This is a genomic window from uncultured Methanobrevibacter sp. (genome assembly GCF_900314695.1).
GTDB lineage: Archaea > Methanobacteriota > Methanobacteria > Methanobacteriales > Methanobacteriaceae > Methanocatella.
In genome coordinates this window covers 50,427-67,692 of the sequence record NZ_OMWD01000012.1, presented here as the reverse complement: position 1 = coordinate 67,692, position 17,266 = coordinate 50,427, and the positions used below count along the sequence as shown (strand labels likewise).

The following is a 17,266-nucleotide window of genomic DNA, read 5'->3' as shown; positions in this document are numbered from 1 at the left end:
CCACTCAAATTTAGTATTTTACACCAGAGGCATCCCTTCTGTATTTTGCAAATTCATCAATCTTATAAATTTTCTCATTTTCAAAAACAGGACCTTCCACACAAATTCTCCAACCTTCACTGTCAACACAGCATTGACCACATACTCCAAGAGCACATTTCATATATCTTTCAAGAGAATACTGGCCAGGTATTGATGCATCTTCAAGAATATCAAATATTCCTTTCATCATTATTTCAGGCCCACAGACAAATGCATAATCATAAATCCTATCTTTAAGCAAATCATTTAGGCAATCTGTAGCAAATCCTTTAAATCCAAAACTGCCATCATCAGTACAATGATGAACATTTGCACCTGCCTTTTCAAGAGAATCTGCAAACAATAATTCATCTTTTGTTTGGGCTGCAACTATAACATCAACATTATTTTCCTTTTCGATTAAATCACTAGCTATCGCATTTATTGGAGCCATACCAACTCCACCACCAATAGCCACTATGTTTTTGCCCTCAAATGAATTATCAAAACCGTTACCATAACTTCCCCTTACACCTATTTCATCGCCAACTTTTAGATTGTGCAATTGGGAAGTGAACTCTCCAATATTTTTAACGCTAATTGCAAGTTCATCCTTATTAATTTGAGAAATGGACATTGGCTTTTCGTTTTTGAAGTTCCAAACCATTAAAAATTCACCTGGATTTGGGCATCCTAATTTATCCATATCCCAATTAAACTTAAAAGTTTTGATTGTAGGAGTTTCTTCAATAATTTCAGTTATTTCAACAATTTTCGGTTCGTTAATCATGTTCTACAACTCCCTATGTGCAAGACCTACCATCTCATCGATTGATGAATATCCTTTTTCATCCATAAACTTCTCCAATCCGAGATTAATCTTGTTAAATACTTCAACACCTTCATCCATAATTGCAGTTCCTATTTGCACTGCCCTTGCACCGGCAAAGATAAATTCAACTACATCTTCAAAAGTATATATTCCACCAACACCAATTAATGGAATATCTACCGCTTCATAAACTGAATAAACATTACTAATTGCAATAGGCTTAATTGCACGACCGCTCATTCCTCCAGATTTATGGAACAAGACCGGACGGGCAACATCAATATTGATTTTCATTCCAGGCCCCAAAGTGTTAATGAGAGATATTGCATCTGCACCTGCATCCTCACAAGTTTTTGCAATTTCAGTAATATCAGTGACGTTTGGTGTTAATTTCGCTATAATCGGAACATCACTTGCATCTTTTGCGGCTGATACAATTGTATGGCTCAAATTACAATCCTGACCAATTGATGCGCCAAAACCTTCCATTGCATGAGGACAAGAAATATTCAGCTCAATCATGTCAACATAATCCTGAACATCACTTACCAATGAAGAAAATTCATCCGGCGTAGCTCCATATATAGAAGCGATAACAACATTGTTTTTTCTTTCAATCCTTTTTAATTCCTCTTTAAAATTGTCAACACCAGGATTTGAAAGTCCAATTGCATTTAAAATGCCTCCCTCAACCGCAACAGTTGTTGGGTTTGGATAACCTGGATGAGGATTTAGAGAAAAAGATTTTGTAACGACTCCACCGGCACCTGATTTTAAAATCCAATTCATGGATGAAGCATTACTTCCCATAATGCCTGCAGCCAACATTAACGGATTTCTAAATTCCACTCCACAAATATCTGTTTTTAACATACTATCATCTTTGTAATTAATTATTTAATTAGTTTTTGTTAATTTATCAATGATTTCTTGATATTTCTCATTTTGTAATTTTAAACTGATAACATTAGTTTTATTGGACTTTATGATTTCTTCTTTTGATTTAATTAAATTATCAATTTGTTCATCCTGTTTTTGAATTATCGCATCTTTTTGCTTCAATAAATCTTCATAAGTTTTTGATATCTTTTTAAGTTGGACTTCCAGGTTTTCAGTATTTGCATTTAACTGCTGCTTGTAATCATCAATTAATGATCTTAAATATTTTACCTGGTCCTGTTTATCGTCAATAATAGATTCTTTTTCTTTAATTTTTTCGGCCAAATCATCCAATTCATTAATTCTTGCCTTATCATAGTCAATTTTAGTATCCAATTTGTCTTCCAAGTTTTTCTTTTCATACTTAAGCTTGGTAGAGTATAATTTTAATTTGTTGATTTCCTCATTTTTACTTTCAAGCTCCATCGACAACTCGTCTATTTCAGCATTTTTAAGTTCCAACTCATATTTTAAATCATCTAAACTTTCTTGTGACATACATTTAATAGTTTAAATTTTATCCTAAAAAAATACTTGGATATTCAATATCTTAAGATGAAAAAAATCACAATATCAATTGAAAATACTTATTAAAAATAAAATGAATAATTTATCTTATGGAATGTTATATTACTTACAGTGTTAAAGGATTTTATGCATTTAACAATGAAAATGAATTGATTAGTGAAAAATTATTTCAAGAAGATGAAATAGTCACCAGATTAATTGATATTGATGATAAAAAGATTGTTGCTGAAGAAATGGAAATAATTGAAGAAGTTTCAAAAAACTACAATGAAATCATTATCGAATCAAATAAACGATTATCAGATTATTCCAATGAAAAAATAATTATCCAAACCCCAAATCAAGCTGGAGAATATTTAAGAAATAATTTTGAAAAATTCAATTTGAATAATGAAGAAATCAGTGAAATTTATCAAAGATTGGCCATTTATAAAATTAAAAAGGAATCAGCCAGCGAGGACAAACATCTGATTCAAGCCATTAATTCCATTGATGAAATAGATGAAAGCATTTCTAAATTAATTGAACGCATTAGGGAATGGTATGCATTATATTTTCCCGAAATGGATGTCATTAAAAATAATGAAACTTACATCAAATTAATATCACAAAATAAATCCAAAGAAAAAATTATGGAAGCCAAGCCGGATGCATTCCCGATCAATGTCATGGATTTGGAAGACGACATTAATCCCCAGGACTTGGAAATAATGAACAAATATGCAAATTCCATTTTTGAACTTCAAAAGACAAGAAAAGAAATTGAAGACTACATTGACATTAAAATGGACACTATTGCACCTAATTTGAAATTAATCGTTGGATCATCACTTGGTGCCAAGTTGATTTCCCATGCAGGAGGACTTAAACGTCTTGCAACATATCCATCAAGTACCGTTCAGATAATGGGTGCTGAAAAAGCATTATTTAGACACCTGAAAAGTGGAGATAGACCTCCAAAATATGGTTTGATTTACCAACATCCTCAAGTAAGAGGTGCAAAATGGTGGAATCGCGGAAAAATTGCCCGTATGCTCGCAGGTAAAATTTCTTTAGCTGTTAGAAGAGATGTTTTCACCAAAACTTTTGACGAAAATTCTTTTGAAGATTTTATCCAAAAAGCAGAAGAAATTGAAAAGAATAATCCATTTCCGACAAAAACTACTAAAAAAAGAAAAGAAGAAAAGGGCAAATCAAAAAATAAGAAGCGAAAAGGTAAAAAAAGAAAGAAAAGGAGATAGATTATGAAAGTTTATTTTAAAGATGGGAATGTTGCAACAAAGAATTTGAATCCTGGAATTTCAGTTTATGGTGAAGAATTAATCAAAGAAGATGAAGAATATAGATTATGGAATCCAAGACGTTCAAAATTAGCAGCTGCTCTTTTAAATGGATTGGAAAATCTGGAGCTTTTAGACACTTCAAAAGTTCTATACTTAGGTGCATCAACTGGAACAACAGTTTCACATATTTCGGATATCGTAATCAATGGAAGAGTGTATGCAGTTGAATTTTCACCAACAACAGCTAAAAAATTAGTTCGGCTTTCACATCAGAGACTCAATATTGCCCCAATTTTAGGTGATGCAACCAAACCCAAAGGATATATGAACTTAGTTGAAAAAAGTGACTTGGTATACTGTGATGTTGCCCAACCAACACAAAGCGAATTATTTATGAAGAATATGAATTTATTTGCAAAGGATGATGGTGTTGGCCTTTTAATGATTAAAGCCAGAAGTATTGATGTAGTGCAAAAACCTAAAAAGATTTTTAAGGAACAAGAGAAGAAATTGAAAGAAAAAGGTTTTAAGGTCATTGAAAAAGTAAAATTGGAACCATACGAAAAAGACCATATTGCATTTTTAGTTGAAAAAAATTTTTAAGTAAAAACAACAGAAAATCACTTGACAACGAGCTAAAAATATTAATAATGACTACATAACATTAAGGGAAATGAATTATGTTAAAAAATAAATATTTTATTATAATAATTCTAATATTCTTATTGTTTATTATCCCTGCGACAAGTGCAAGCGATAATAATACTGATTTAATTGAAATAGATATAGGAAATACAATTTCTAACAATAATCCTCTAAATGAAAATGTTGACATTTTATCTGTTGACAGTCCACATAAAGAATTGACAGACGATGACCTTAAAAATGATTCAAGCATTTACTTAAAAAATGGAGAATATGACTACAAACAGGAATATGAACACCGAAACATTACATTTATTGGTGAAGACACATCAAAAACTATTATCAACGGTAACGGAAGTACTATCAATATAACCGAATTTGTATCATTCAACAATCTTACCTTGAAAAACATCAAAATCTACGCTCCCAAAAACCTGACCTCATCGAATGTCATTTTCAAAGATTTCAAATATAAGTATTCTGAAGACTTCCCAACTGGAATGATTTACAACGACTATAGTGGCAGCAGCAATATAAATCTGGTGAATTGTACATTTTACAATAACACCATTTTAGATGCAGGCATCTTAGAAGTATATTACAGCACAGTGAATATTAAAGACTCAAAAATCATTGACAACGAAAATGCCAAATCAGATGAATATATAACTTATGGAATAATTTATGCCGAAAAATCAAACCTCAACATTTCCAACTGCGAATTTATCAACAACAAAGTGGGATCTCCTTCAGGAGTAGTGACATGCGAAAGATCATCAATCAATATAACCGATTCCAAATTCGTGAACAATACCGCAAAAAGCACCCCGTGTATTCGTGCAAATAGGGGCGACATTTCAATTGACGGTTGTGAATTCATTAACAATACGGGCACAACTAGTTATGGGTCCGTCTATACAAATAGGGGGAATCTTTACATATCCAATTGTGAATTTATAAACAATTCTGCCGGAAAAAGGGGCGGAGCAATATATTATACAACTTACGACCTTTTAAATTTCACTGTTGACAATTGTACCTTTTATGATTCAAAAGCAAAGCAAACTGGAGGATCCATTTATATCTCCTGTGGAAACATCAATATCAACGATTGTAAATTTTATAATTCCCAAGCCGATAAGGGAGGGGCAATATTATTTGAAAATTTATTCAAGGATCCGTCTCAAATAAACATCACCTCAACTGAGTTTATCAATTGCTCTTCAACATCAAAAGGCGGAGCAATATACTGTAGTGATTCAGATTCATTCAATGGATTTAATTTATCAATAGTTAATGCTAAATCAAAATATGGAGCAGGAATATTCATTAGCAATTGTGATTCAACATTCAATAATCTGACTATAACAAATTCATCAAGCCTAATTGGATCTTATTTCCACCAGAAAGGTAACTTAAAGTTAATAAACTCACTAATCTCCTCAAATACTGGTAATTTTGGATCTGCAATATATCTAACAGACATGCATAACGTGCTGATTGAAAACAATACCTTCAAGAACAATAATGCCAGCGGTTATGGCAGTGCAATTTATATCGTTTCCAAATCAACTCAAGATTTTTCAAAAAATAATTATGAGAATAATTCAGCGAAAGAAAATAAAACCATATATGTCAATTACATTTCATATGATATGGATAATCTAATAATTATCAGCAGAAATTACACATTTTTCATAGGCAATTATACTGATGCTGATTACATCCCTCAGTATTACAATTTAGCTGACTTAAATCAGACCACTTCCGTTAAGGACCAGATGGATGAGGGTAACTGCTGGGCTTTTGCAGCAATTGGAGGATTGGAGTCAAATGTTTTAAAATCACATAATTTATTACTGGACCTTTCAGAAAACAACATGAAAAACATTGCAAGTAACACATCACCATTCGGCTGGATTTATGAACCAAATTATGGAGGATTTCCATATACACACATAGGTTACCTTGTAAGCTGGTTAGGTCCCGTTTTGGAAGAGGATGATCCGTATATAGAGATTAGTCGATATTCAAATTTGTTTGATAGTGTATTGCACGTCCAGAATATTTTAAACATTAAAAGAGATAACTTCACAGATAATGATGAAATCAAAAAAGCGATAATGAAATATGGAGGAGTAGTATCCGCTATCTATTCAACAAATTCTATTAAGCAGTATTACAATGAATCCATTTATTCCAATCATGAAATTGTTATTGTAGGTTGGAATGACACAATGGAAATACCTAATGCTCCAGGACTGGGCGCATGGATTTGTAAAAACAGTTGGGGCTCTGAGTGGGGAGAAGACGGTTATTTCTATGTTTCATATTATGATACCTCCTGCCCTTCAAAATTAGACTTTTTAGGCACATCCGTAATCATATTCAACAGTACAATAAAATACGAGAAAAATTATCAGTACGATCAGGCACAAACTGATTTCATCAATACCCCAAATGATACAGTATGGTATAAAAACAGATTCAATGCAACCAACAATGAACTTTTAGCAGGAGCATCCACATATTTCAAGGAAGATAGCTTTTGGAATTTATCAGTTTATGTCAACAATGCTTTAAAATTAAGTAAATCAGGATTTTCAAAATCAGGATATTGGACAATTGAACTTGGAAAGGTCATCCCATTGGAAATTGGTGATGTTTTTGAAATAGAATTCCAAATCAATCACAAGAATGCCAGCGTCCCTATCTGTGAAGGGAGACTGTATGTCAATAAATTTTACAGCGAAAACACATCATTTATAAGCTTTGACAGTGCAAACTGGACTGACCTCTATGATTATAACTGGAATAACGAGGAAGAAAACGCCTTACAGGTAGCATGCATCAAAGCGTTCACAGTGCTTAACAATGAAACATTCACAATGCTTTCCCATCAAATCGAAAACCACGAAAATTATCTTGAATTAACAAATGATTATGCATATACAGATATCGATGCGGAATTTATAAATGGAATTGTCATCGCCAAAGACAATTTCACAATTGACGGGAAAGGACACACCATCGACGGAGCAGGACTTGCAAGAATATTCAATATTACCGCAAACAATGTCACCCTGAAAAATATCAATTTCATTAACGGTAATGCATCTTATGGCGGAGCCATATTTTGGGATAGTGGAACTGAAGGAAAAATAATAGAATCCACATTTAAAAACAACCACGTAATAGGAAGAGGAGGCGCAATAGAAATAGTCAATGCAAGCAACTGCAAAATAATAGACTGCACATTTGACAACAACAGTGCAACAACATATGGTGGAGCAATCGATACTTTAAACAGTACTTTGACAATAACTGATTCAATCTTTGAGCAAAACAGTGCAACATATGGTGGAGCAATACACAATGACGGCGAAACAAATATAAACAACACTAAATTTACTGAAAATAATGCAACTGAAGGTAAATCAATTAAAACCGAAAGAGATATGGCAATCAGCAATTCTGAATTCATCAGCAATGGTGAAAATTGCATTGATGTCAACCCAGGTGCCAAAATAACTTTAAATAACGTTACAAGTGATGTTCCATTGGTAAACGATACAATAAGCATGAAAATTCTTGAAGCTAAAGATGTTGTTTACGGCACTGACGTCAACATTAAAGTTCAGGTAAAAAGCAGTGCCATATCCCCATTGAACGGAGGTAAAGTTGTTGTTAATGTTAATGGTGTTGAATATGATGAAGATGTAAAAGATGGAATCGCAACACTTGTTATTCCTAAATTAAATGCCGGAACTTACAATGCAAATGTTACATACATTGACAATAACATGTCAAGAGCACAAATTCCTGTTAATTTCACCGTGAATAAAAAAGACATTACAATTAATGCAAAAAATGCAGCATATGTCATCAACTACGGCAGAACATACAAAGTTATCTTCAAAAATGTAAACAATGGCGTTAAAGTAACCTTTACACTAAACGGCAAAAAGATTGGAACTGCCACCATCAAAAATGGAGTTACTTCAATAAAATTAACCGCAAAAATCCTAAAAACCGCAAAAGCAGGTAAAAAGAACATGGTAATTAAAATTGAAAACAATAATTACAACCCAATAAGCAAAACCGTCAAAATTACCATCAACAAGGAAAAAACAAAAATAACCGCTAAAGCAAAAACATTCAAAAGAACTGCAAAAACCAAAAAATACACAATAACCCTAAAAAACAGCAAAAACAAAGCAATGAAAAAAGCAAAAGTCACATTAAAAGTTAAAGGTAAAACATACACAGCCAAAACCAACAGCAAAGGCAAAGCAACATTTATTACCAAAATAACTAAAAAAGGAACTTACAAAGCAGTTATCAAATATAAAGGAAACAACTACTACAAAAAAGCAACCAAAAACATTAAAATTAAAATCAAGTAGGTGCAACACGCATCTATATTCTTCTTTTTTTCTAGTGCAGCAAGCAATTGTCTTTCAAATTTTACAAAAATTACTATTTTCACCATACAAAAAGACAAATATATAATACCAACAAAATAAGAATTAATTCCAAAATTAACCCCACATATCAAATTTAAAGAAAAAATAATAAGTTTTTTAATTCAAAATAAAAATCAAAAAGTTCATATAAATTTAATTTTTTATGGGTTGGAAAAAAAGAAAGAATATTAATCAATAACCCAAAAAGTATACTTCTGATACTTCAATTAATATCAACACCTTAAAAATTGGATGATGAAAAACATTCAAAAATTTTATCAACTATAACAAATAATCAGTGATGCAACAACACAACTATTCAAAACCCAAACCACATTAAATCCCAAATCAAAATCCACCCAATATAAAAAGAAATATTAAGATAAATTATTTAAAAATAACCAAAACTTAAAACAACACCACCACAAAAAAGACAATAATGCATTGTCAATGCAAGAAAAATCTTTGAAAAAATCACCCACTTTTTGAGTGATAATCCACTAAAAAATAGCTCTGAGAAAAGTAAAAAAATACTACAAAAATCACCAAAAAGTATTACCCAGATAGCTTTTTATACTATAAAATTAAATATAATAAATGCTAATGCAAATAAAATAAAAGTTCATTGAAACGTCCTTTAGGTTGATTCACTCTATTAATCACTCCATTTAACTAACGCCTAAAGGCATGAACTTATTTTATTGAAATACTTATTTTTAAAAAATTTTTTTTCAAAGATTAATTTGCTTATTTTATTTAAAAAAGTATTACTTACCTATGCCCTAATTTGCTTAGAAAATTATATTTTTAATCAAAAAATTAAATCAAATAACTTTTCAAATTAAAATTAATATTACCTTAACTACGAAAAAAACATTGCAAAAACAACATAGATTTGCACTTCAAACATGAAAAAAAGAAATTTGAAATAAAATAATTTTCAAGTGATTTTCGAAAACCAACCCCAAACATAATGGCAAAAATATTAAAATTACGATTAAATAAATTATAGTTTACAAAAAACCATATCAAAATAATTAATCAATATTTTAAAAATATAAAAATACAATCAAAAAAATAATATTATTTACAGATACACGTACATGTAACTATAATCTTTTAGAAATCTCATCAAAAATGATTTTTGCAATCTGCTTTTTTGAAGCTAGAGGAACAGATACAACCTCATCATCAACAAGCAGGACTTCATTTTTATCAGATCCGAAATGGCAATCATCAGAAGAGATATCATTAGCTATTACCAAATCAGTTCCTGCATCAGAAATCTGTTTTCTTGCACATTTAATCATCTCATCACGAGATATGTTAAATTCAGCCTTAAAGCCAACCAAAAAAATATCAGGATTGATTTTTTTAATCTGACGTATTATTTTAGTTGTTGGTTTCAAATCAATAGATAATGATTTAGTTGAATCTATTTTTTTATCAGAACGTTTTTTAAATTTAAAATCAGAAACCGCAGCTGTAGAAATAAAAATGTCAAAATCAGGAATCAAATCTAAAATTACATCCATCATCTCTTCGCCTGTTTCAACATTTATAACATCAAAAACAGAAGGGATGCTGACAGAAACATTAGCTACAACCAAAGTCAAATTAGTCCCACGAATATACGCCTGTTTAGCCAGTTCCAAACCCATTTTTCCAGAAGATTTATTGGTAATGCCTCTAACAGAATCAATGGGCTCATATGTACCACCCATACTTATTAAAATATTCTTTCCTTTGATGATATCAATCCTTTTTATTTAAATTTATAGTCCTTAATGATTCAAGAACAATATCTTCTTTTGATGGAAATTTTGCCTTTCCTTCATCCATCCTAGGTTTAATGAAAATAGCTGACCCTTCATCTTTAATTTTATCGATATTTTCTTTAATGGACCTATACATTGAATCATGCATTGACGGAACAAAAATAATGGGAGTGTCATGACCCTGGGCAGTAATTAATAAAGTTGAAATTGGATTGTCAGCAATCTTATGGGCAAATTTGGAAATAGTATTAGCAGTAGCCGGTGCAACCAAAATTAAATCCTCTTGAGAATATTTGACATGTTCTATACTTCCGGTTAATTTAGTTACAACACTATTGCCGGTTGCAAATTCCATTGCATTAGGATGAATAATTTCACAAGCGGCATCACTCATAAAACATTTAACATCCACATCATTCCTTCTAAATTCCCTGGCTAATTTAATAGACTCGGTAGCTGCAATACTACCAGTAACACACAATATAATCATAAAAACACCCTAAAAAAAGAAATTATGTAATTCGAATATCAGATACGATATAATCAAATACATATAAATTTGATTCGAATTTATCTAAAGGAGCACTATAAAGTAAAACATAAGCTTGTCCACCTTTTTCAAACCAAACAGCCTTATGTTGTTTTTGAACGCCGTTCTCATTAGAAGTGTAAATGTATTCCAAAGCATCATTGCCTGCAATAGTTGTGGAACCTGATGACACCAGATCATAATCGTTGTTGTATTTCATAGGTTCATAAGTACTATTTACAAATGTAGCGAAATCCCCTTCAACCGGTTTCTTTTCAATGTTAATATTAACTTGACCTACACCAAATGAATCAACAGAATCTGCTTTTGAAATAGCCATAATTGAATATGATGAAAGAGCATCAGAATAACCCCAATTAGAAGGATAATTTATAGTAATTCCTGATTTAGATAATGTTAAAACAGTTGTATCATTGGATTCTGCACTAACACAAGCAGCTGATACGAAAACTAACATCAATAAAAGAATCATAATACTTCCCTTAATTAATCTACCATCCATACTATCACCTTACTGAGAATTAATTCCCACTACCTCCAGATTGGGAACTTGAAGAACTACTAGACTGTGAACCACTGTCATAACTACTACCAGACTGTGAACTACTGGAACTATCACTTGAACTACTTGGCGAATAAGCACCAGAATCAGAACTGGAATAACTACTTGAAGACGAATCCGAAGTAGTTTCAACAGAACTAGATGATGAATAACCAGAACCTGAATTAGAAGAACTGTAGTTAGAATAGGAAGTTGACTGAGTTGTTGGAGTTGTTTTATTTATTTCGAGGAATGCTGTATCTTTAACAACACCAGTTGCATTAGCTTGAGATACTGAATCAAAATCAAAATTAAAAACACCGTAAGCAACACCTGCAGTGAAACCTACAACCAATATTAACAATAACAATAATTTAAAAGTTCCACTATCCATAGAAGATTTTTCTCTACGATTATACTTTGCATCGCCTTTTTTGGGATTAATAATATATTTTTGAACTAAATCCTGCTCTTCTTTCTTTTTATTATTGGTAGGTTTTCTACTTCTTTTTTTATTTTTTGAATTATCAGCAGATTTTCCCTGCATAGATCTAATTCTTCTTGTAGCTGCTTGAGCATCAATAGAATTTAATTTATCTTCATATTTAGAACGAAAATAACTATATTTCTCAGCAGAGATTTTACCAGATCTATAATCATTTTCCAAACTGCTCATAATATTAAGAAGTCTATCTCTATCATCTGACATTCCTACCCTCCTCGAACATTATAACATTATAATATATATCCATATTAATTTATAAGTTTACCTAAAATTCAGGGTAAGAACCTAAAACTTTGAAAAAATAAGTATTTTCTTTGATTTCATTTAAAATATCCTGAACCAAAACATCATCAATATGACCATTAAAGTCCACAAAAAATAAATATTTGCCCAAACCTTCTTTAGATGGTCTTGATTCGATTTTAGTTAGATTAATATTGTTCTTTTGAAAAATGCCTAAAATATTATACAGACCACCAGGGCGATCTTCATAAATTGAAAAAATGATTGAAGTTTTGTCTTTTCCAGTCATTTCATGATATTCTTTTGAAAGAACTACAAATCGGGTTTCATTATTGTCCATGTCCTGAATATTGGATTCCAAAATTTCCAAACCATATAATTCCACAACCTTTGCATTGCTGATTGCCGCTTTAGATTTATCACCAACAATGCTTTTGGCAGCCCTTGCAGTGCTAACCTCATAATGAGGTTGAATCTTATGATTTCTAATATATTCTTGACATTGCGCTATGGCTTGAGCATGAGAGTACACATCTTCAATATCTTCCATTTTAGTACCTGGATTGACCACCAGATTCTGATTGATTGGAATGACAATCTCATTAAATATTTTTAAATCATATTTATGGGCTAATTGATCTAAAGTAATTCCAACAGGCCCTTCAATAGAATTTTCTATAGGTACAACACCATATGAGCATTCATCAGAATGCACACTTTCCATTACTGCAGGAATAGTACAAAACGGAATTAATTCATCACCAAAGTTGCTTGCTGCCTCATGAGTGAATGTTCCTTCAGGTCCTAAAAATGAGATTAAAGAAATAAGAACCCCTCCAAAAAAAATAAAAAAAAGATATTTAAGATTCTAATTTTTCAATTAGTCTTAAAATATCGGTTTGTGTAATTATTCCAACAACTTCATCATTTTCAACAACTGGCAAACCATTGAATCCAGTTTCCATGATGATGTTGGATACTTCAGTTATAGACATGTCTTTTGAGACAAAAGTTGGATTTATAGACATTATGTCTTCAACTAAAAGTTCTTTAATTTGAGATTTCTGATATTTTTCCGGAACTTTTTTCCTAAAGTCAATGAAAGCTCTCATTAAATCTTTAGATGTAATCATTCCAACAAGTGCATCATCATCTACAACAGGTAACCTTCCAACATTAGTTTCAAGCATTTGTCTTCTTGCATGAACAATTCTTTCAGTTGGAGATACAACTGTTAACTCTTTAGACATTATTTCTTTTACAGTAATCTTATCAAATGCAATTCCAACGGCAAGGGTAACAAAGTCTGCTTTTGATACTATTCCAACCATTTTATCTTCATCCGTAACTGGAACAGAACCAATACCTTTATCCAACATTATTCTTGCTACTTCATCCAATTGCATTGTTTGAGGAACTGTAATAACATCTTTAACCATTACAGATGAAATATGAAGTCTTGATGCAGGCATACTCTCATATTTTGATGAACCAAGTTTATTAGCGATGTCTCTTTCTGAGATAATACCTACTAATTGCTTGTTATTGGTTACAGGTAAACGAGATACATTATGTTTACGTAATAATTTTAATGCATCAGAAAGATTTTGATCTTTATCTATAGTAATTATATCCTCAGACATCAAATTCTTAATTTGCATATTATCATCTCCTTTAAAATGTTTAATATCTTTTAACTGCTCTTAAAATGTCTCTTTCAGTGATAATTCCCATTACTTTATCATCTTTAACTACTGGAACACCACCAATATTCTTTTCAGCGAATAATTCACACAATTCACCAATAGTCATGTTTGGTTCAATTGTGATTGGTTCAGTGACCATTATTTCTGAAATTACTGTTTCTAAAACATCAGTAGCCAAATTGGAATTTAAATTATCGAATAATTCTTTTGCATTTAAGAATCTAATAATGTCGGTAGAAGTAATAATACCTAATAATTTTTTAGCTGCTTTAGATATATCAGCTTCTCCACCGACAACCGGAATTCTTCTTAAACCGTTTCTTACCATGATTTTACATGCACTTTCAAGAGGAGTTCCAGGAGTGGTAGTGAATACTTTAGTACTCATGTAATCCTGTGCGGTTTCTCTAGAAGCCACACCAGCCAAGGATAATGCAATATCCCTTTCAGTTACAATACCGACAAGTTTATCATCACCATCAACAAGAGGAATAGCACCTAACTGATTAGATAACATTGTTTCAATAGTTTCGCCAATTGAAGCTTTTTTAGATAATGAAACTACGTCACGAGTCATGATTTCTCTTACAGGTTCATTGATAGCTGCTAAGAAGTTGTCTTCATATTTTTTCTCAATAATGTTAAATTTACTTCCTCCACCAAAGAAGTCTAATATATCCATTACTGTTACAATACCTAACACTTTACCAGAACCAGGGTCGGTAATTGGTAATCTTCTAAATTCATGTTCCATCATTACTTTAGCAGTATCTTTGATACTTTTTGAAGGAGGAATAGAAATTACATCTCTTGATGCAATAGCCATGATGTCTCCTTCTTTATCATGAACTTTAGTTTCACGTTCGATTGCGCCTGTGTTTGATTTTCTGTTAATGGATGTTTTATCTTTCATTTTCACACCTCTACTATAATTATATCACTTTTTAAAAATAAAATCACACAATTAAAAACAAAATTACTCAATATCCAGAATTTTATGAATTTGAGGGATGGTGGAAACTTCAAAATATTGCCCAACAATCTCTGAAAACTCAAATAATTTAAAATTAAGGTCCTTCCATTCGTTTAATGGACTAGAAGGTTGGATAATTATTTGAAGATCACTTTTGCTTGAAATATTATCGGATAATTTTTTGATTACCTCTTTAAATGATTTTATTTTTGTTGAAGGCAATATAACTACTTTACAATATACATTTTTAGACTTCGCCATTAATAAATTTAGTGATTTAATTTCATTGAAAAAAATTTCATCATCAAAATCACCATCAAAATGCTCAGGCAATTTAATATCCAATGAAACCATGTCCAATTTTTCGATTGAATCAATATTATCCGGCAAAGTACCGTTAGTTTCAAGCATTATCTTCAAATCCGTTAATTTTGAAACTTCATTAATGAAGTCTGGATACAGACTAGGTTCACCTCCAGTAAATGAAATGCTTCTGCAATCAGGAGTTAATAATTTATTTATTTCATCAGTTACACTCTGAGGTGTCATTAACCTACCTGATTTTTCAGATTTACTATCATTGGTGTCGCAATAATTGCAGTTTAGATTGCATCCCGCAAATCTAACAAATATTTGTCTTTCACCTATCAATAATCCTTCACCCTGAAAGGATGAAAAAATCTCAATAATTGGAGCTTTCATCATAAATCTTTCCTGTACATCGCTCCCTGACCGATTCCTTCATTTACACAAACTGAAACGTATTCCAAATTGTCATAAGTTTCGGATAATTTTTTAGCCAAAGTTTCTGCAAAAAATTTAGACAATTCTTCAGCTGAAGTATAGGGCAATGGTAAAAATACACAGTCAACTGCAGGAACAGAATAACCTTTACCATCTATTTTAAATCTAACAGAATTTTGTTCTTTTAAATCAAAAATTGAATCTTTATTCTTATCAAATTCCTTAAATTCTATCAAATCATTGTAAACAGGAATCAACAATCTGTGGTCCAGTTCGTCACAAATTGCCTTAGTATAATCTTTAACATCTTTAAAATCAACTACAAACTCGAATTTTCCTGCCCTTTCACCTTCAATTTCAATATCAACAAAATATGAATGACCATGAATAAATCCGCAGGATTCATGGCCCGGAATTACATGGGCAGAAGAAAATCTTAAATTTGATTGAATACCATTTATTAAAATTTTCATCCTAACACCTTAGTTTTACTTATATCGTTTTCAATTGTTTTTAATTCATTAATAAAATTTTTTACAGTTTTATTAATTAAATCCAATAAATTATTTTGATTGAATACTTGTTCACCATTAACTTTAATATCATAAAGACCAATTGTTTCAACATCACTTGGAGTTCCTTTATCCTCCAAGTTAAGGGCAAAGTGTATTTTTGCAGAGCTTAAGGAAATGCTTGCTATTGAGATAGAGAGTTTTCCACCATCAACAAATATATCATCACCTTCCCTTTTTGTTTGAATTCCATATTCAGTTAAGATTTCTCTAAAAATCATCACCAATAATCTTTGTCTTAAATAAGCAACCCTCATATTCGGGGGTTGTTGGTCAAAGAACTCACAAATAAAATTGACCATATAATTAGATTTGATTTCAAGACCCACATCAGCAAAATCCTTTAAATTATCCGGAGTAATATTTACAGGACCAATCCAAGTTACAATTGATGATCCATATATTCCGAATTCTTGAAAAGCCCATGAAGGATTAATTTGGCTACCATCATATTCAAAAATTTCATCAATATGCTTGTGAGTAATATCCATGATAAAAACCTACAATTATTAAATTACCTATTAATATTTAGTTAAAGGTATTAAAAAAAGTATCGCATTATATACAACATCATATTAATATATAAATAATCATATTTGGTCAATTTTGTATATAGATTTCAAAAAATAAATTTGTGCAAATATGAATGAAAAATAAAATAACTGATTTTTGAATTAATTAAAATTAGTTTTTAAAAAAAACAATAACAATATTATTAATCGTAAAATCAATTTAAAAAAATCATATGATTTTTTGCAAATATCAACTAGACACCAGTCTGCCAATTGTCTTTTTGGTCTGCACCATTTCTGTTCACACAATTCTTAAATTAAAACCCTTTTTTTAAATAAAGTAATATTTGCTTCTTTTTAAGATTTTAAAAAATTTTTAGAAATCGGCTTTTAAAGACCAGTTCATAAAGACATATCCTAAAAAAATC

The 17,266-nt window shown here is 31.0% G+C and carries 16 protein-coding genes; 3 read left to right on the top strand and 13 right to left on the bottom strand.

Annotation, left to right across the window (positions count from 1 at the left end; translation table 11 throughout):
• Nucleotides 1–10: 10 nt before the first annotated feature.
• The 3 genes from QZN45_RS05425 to QZN45_RS05415 are packed head-to-tail and all read right to left on the bottom strand — an operon-like array spanning nucleotide 11 to nucleotide 2,290.
• The gene (locus tag QZN45_RS05425; protein ID WP_296811607.1) at nucleotides 11–811 is read right to left on the bottom strand and encodes a dihydroorotate dehydrogenase electron transfer subunit; all 801 of its coding nucleotides are present in this window, start codon (nucleotides 809–811) and stop codon (nucleotides 11–13) included.
• A 3-nt stretch (nucleotides 812–814) separates the two neighbouring features.
• Nucleotides 815–1,726: a dihydroorotate dehydrogenase gene (locus tag QZN45_RS05420; protein WP_296811604.1), complete on the bottom strand. Its 912-nt coding sequence runs from the start codon at nucleotides 1,724–1,726 to the stop codon at nucleotides 815–817.
• Between the two features lie 24 nt (nucleotides 1,727–1,750).
• Nucleotides 1,751–2,290, bottom strand: a complete 540-nt coding sequence (locus QZN45_RS05415; protein WP_296811601.1) for a glycosyl transferase — start codon at nucleotides 2,288–2,290, stop codon at nucleotides 1,751–1,753.
• A gap of 119 nt (nucleotides 2,291–2,409) precedes the next feature.
• Here QZN45_RS05415 and QZN45_RS05410 point away from each other — a divergent pair, with 119 nt between their 5' ends.
• The 3 genes from QZN45_RS05410 (at nucleotide 2,410) to QZN45_RS05400 (ending at nucleotide 8,654) form a co-directional block, all read left to right on the top strand.
• Entirely contained in the window at nucleotides 2,410–3,561 is a 1,152-nt protein-coding gene (locus QZN45_RS05410; protein ID WP_292609754.1) for an NOP5/NOP56 family protein, read from the top strand.
• 3 nt (nucleotides 3,562–3,564) lie between these two features.
• Entirely contained in the window at nucleotides 3,565–4,206 is a 642-nt protein-coding gene (locus tag QZN45_RS05405) for a fibrillarin-like rRNA/tRNA 2'-O-methyltransferase (RefSeq protein ID WP_292609755.1), read from the top strand.
• Between the two features lie 122 nt (nucleotides 4,207–4,328).
• Complete coding sequence (locus tag QZN45_RS05400; RefSeq protein WP_292609756.1) at nucleotides 4,329–8,654, top strand: C1 family peptidase; 4,326 nt, start codon at nucleotides 4,329–4,331, stop codon at nucleotides 8,652–8,654.
• A 1,169-nt stretch (nucleotides 8,655–9,823) separates the two neighbouring features.
• Here QZN45_RS05400 and QZN45_RS05395 read toward each other — a convergent pair.
• From QZN45_RS05395 to QZN45_RS05350, 10 genes are all read right to left on the bottom strand, one after another.
• The gene (locus QZN45_RS05395) at nucleotides 9,824–10,438 is read right to left on the bottom strand and encodes a phosphopantothenoylcysteine decarboxylase (RefSeq protein WP_292609757.1); all 615 of its coding nucleotides are present in this window, start codon (nucleotides 10,436–10,438) and stop codon (nucleotides 9,824–9,826) included.
• Between the two features lie 31 nt (nucleotides 10,439–10,469).
• Nucleotides 10,470–10,982: a flavoprotein gene (locus tag QZN45_RS05390; protein ID WP_292609758.1), complete on the bottom strand. Its 513-nt coding sequence runs from the start codon at nucleotides 10,980–10,982 to the stop codon at nucleotides 10,470–10,472.
• Between the two features lie 22 nt (nucleotides 10,983–11,004).
• Nucleotides 11,005–11,544 carry a PsbP-related protein gene (locus QZN45_RS05385; protein ID WP_292609759.1) on the bottom strand — a complete coding sequence of 180 codons (540 nt, stop codon included), beginning with the start codon at nucleotides 11,542–11,544 and terminating at the stop codon, nucleotides 11,005–11,007.
• A 19-nt stretch (nucleotides 11,545–11,563) separates the two neighbouring features.
• Complete coding sequence (locus QZN45_RS05380) at nucleotides 11,564–12,292, bottom strand: endoglucanase (RefSeq protein WP_292609760.1); 729 nt, start codon at nucleotides 12,290–12,292, stop codon at nucleotides 11,564–11,566.
• 61 nt (nucleotides 12,293–12,353) lie between these two features.
• Nucleotides 12,354–13,157, bottom strand: coding sequence for a prephenate dehydratase (gene pheA / locus QZN45_RS05375; protein WP_394340031.1), 804 nt, complete (start codon nucleotides 13,155–13,157; stop codon nucleotides 12,354–12,356).
• Nucleotides 13,158–13,191: 34 nt separating this feature from the next.
• Nucleotides 13,192–13,992, bottom strand: coding sequence for a CBS domain-containing protein (locus QZN45_RS05370; RefSeq protein ID WP_292609761.1), 801 nt, complete (start codon nucleotides 13,990–13,992; stop codon nucleotides 13,192–13,194).
• Nucleotides 13,993–14,014: 22 nt separating this feature from the next.
• On the bottom strand, nucleotides 14,015–14,950 hold the full coding sequence (locus QZN45_RS05365) for a CBS domain-containing protein (protein ID WP_292609762.1): 936 nt from the start codon (nucleotides 14,948–14,950) through the stop codon (nucleotides 14,015–14,017).
• A gap of 63 nt (nucleotides 14,951–15,013) precedes the next feature.
• Nucleotides 15,014–15,712, bottom strand: a complete 699-nt coding sequence (locus tag QZN45_RS05360) for a 7-carboxy-7-deazaguanine synthase QueE (protein ID WP_296811594.1) — start codon at nucleotides 15,710–15,712, stop codon at nucleotides 15,014–15,016.
• A complete protein-coding gene (locus QZN45_RS05355; protein WP_292609764.1) occupies nucleotides 15,712–16,227 on the bottom strand; it encodes a 6-carboxytetrahydropterin synthase in 516 nt (171 codons plus the stop codon). The genes QZN45_RS05360 and QZN45_RS05355 overlap by 1 nt, the downstream gene beginning before the upstream one ends.
• Complete coding sequence (locus QZN45_RS05350) at nucleotides 16,224–16,817, bottom strand: DUF366 family protein (protein WP_292609765.1); 594 nt, start codon at nucleotides 16,815–16,817, stop codon at nucleotides 16,224–16,226. Before QZN45_RS05350 ends, QZN45_RS05355 begins: the two co-directional genes overlap by 4 nt.
• Nucleotides 16,818–17,266 lie beyond the last annotated feature (449 nt).

Excerpts from the sequence above, each read along its gene's own strand:
- QZN45_RS05395 (WP_292609757.1), bottom strand. The coding sequence starts at position 10,438 with ATGGGTGGTACATATGAGCCCATTGATTCTGTTAGAGGCATTACCAAT.
- QZN45_RS05380 (WP_292609760.1), bottom strand. The coding sequence starts at position 12,292 with ATGTCAGATGATAGAGATAGACTTCTTAATATTATGAGCAGTTTGGAA.
- QZN45_RS05420 (WP_296811604.1), bottom strand. The coding sequence starts at position 1,726 with ATGTTAAAAACAGATATTTGTGGAGTGGAATTTAGAAATCCGTTAATG.
- QZN45_RS05405 (WP_292609755.1), top strand. The coding sequence starts at position 3,565 with ATGAAAGTTTATTTTAAAGATGGGAATGTTGCAACAAAGAATTTGAAT.
- QZN45_RS05365 (WP_292609762.1), bottom strand. The coding sequence starts at position 14,950 with ATGAAAGATAAAACATCCATTAACAGAAAATCAAACACAGGCGCAATC.
- QZN45_RS05355 (WP_292609764.1), bottom strand. The coding sequence starts at position 16,227 with ATGAAAATTTTAATAAATGGTATTCAATCAAATTTAAGATTTTCTTCT.
- QZN45_RS05360 (WP_296811594.1), bottom strand. The coding sequence starts at position 15,712 with ATGAAAGCTCCAATTATTGAGATTTTTTCATCCTTTCAGGGTGAAGGA.
- QZN45_RS05350 (WP_292609765.1), bottom strand. The coding sequence starts at position 16,817 with ATGGATATTACTCACAAGCATATTGATGAAATTTTTGAATATGATGGT.
- QZN45_RS05390 (WP_292609758.1), bottom strand. The coding sequence starts at position 10,982 with ATGATTATATTGTGTGTTACTGGTAGTATTGCAGCTACCGAGTCTATT.
- QZN45_RS05410 (WP_292609754.1), top strand. The coding sequence starts at position 2,410 with ATGGAATGTTATATTACTTACAGTGTTAAAGGATTTTATGCATTTAAC.
- QZN45_RS05425 (WP_296811607.1), bottom strand. The coding sequence starts at position 811 with ATGATTAACGAACCGAAAATTGTTGAAATAACTGAAATTATTGAAGAA.
- QZN45_RS05370 (WP_292609761.1), bottom strand. The coding sequence starts at position 13,992 with ATGCAAATTAAGAATTTGATGTCTGAGGATATAATTACTATAGATAAA.
- QZN45_RS05415 (WP_296811601.1), bottom strand. The coding sequence starts at position 2,290 with ATGTCACAAGAAAGTTTAGATGATTTAAAATATGAGTTGGAACTTAAA.
- QZN45_RS05385 (WP_292609759.1), bottom strand. The coding sequence starts at position 11,544 with ATGGATGGTAGATTAATTAAGGGAAGTATTATGATTCTTTTATTGATG.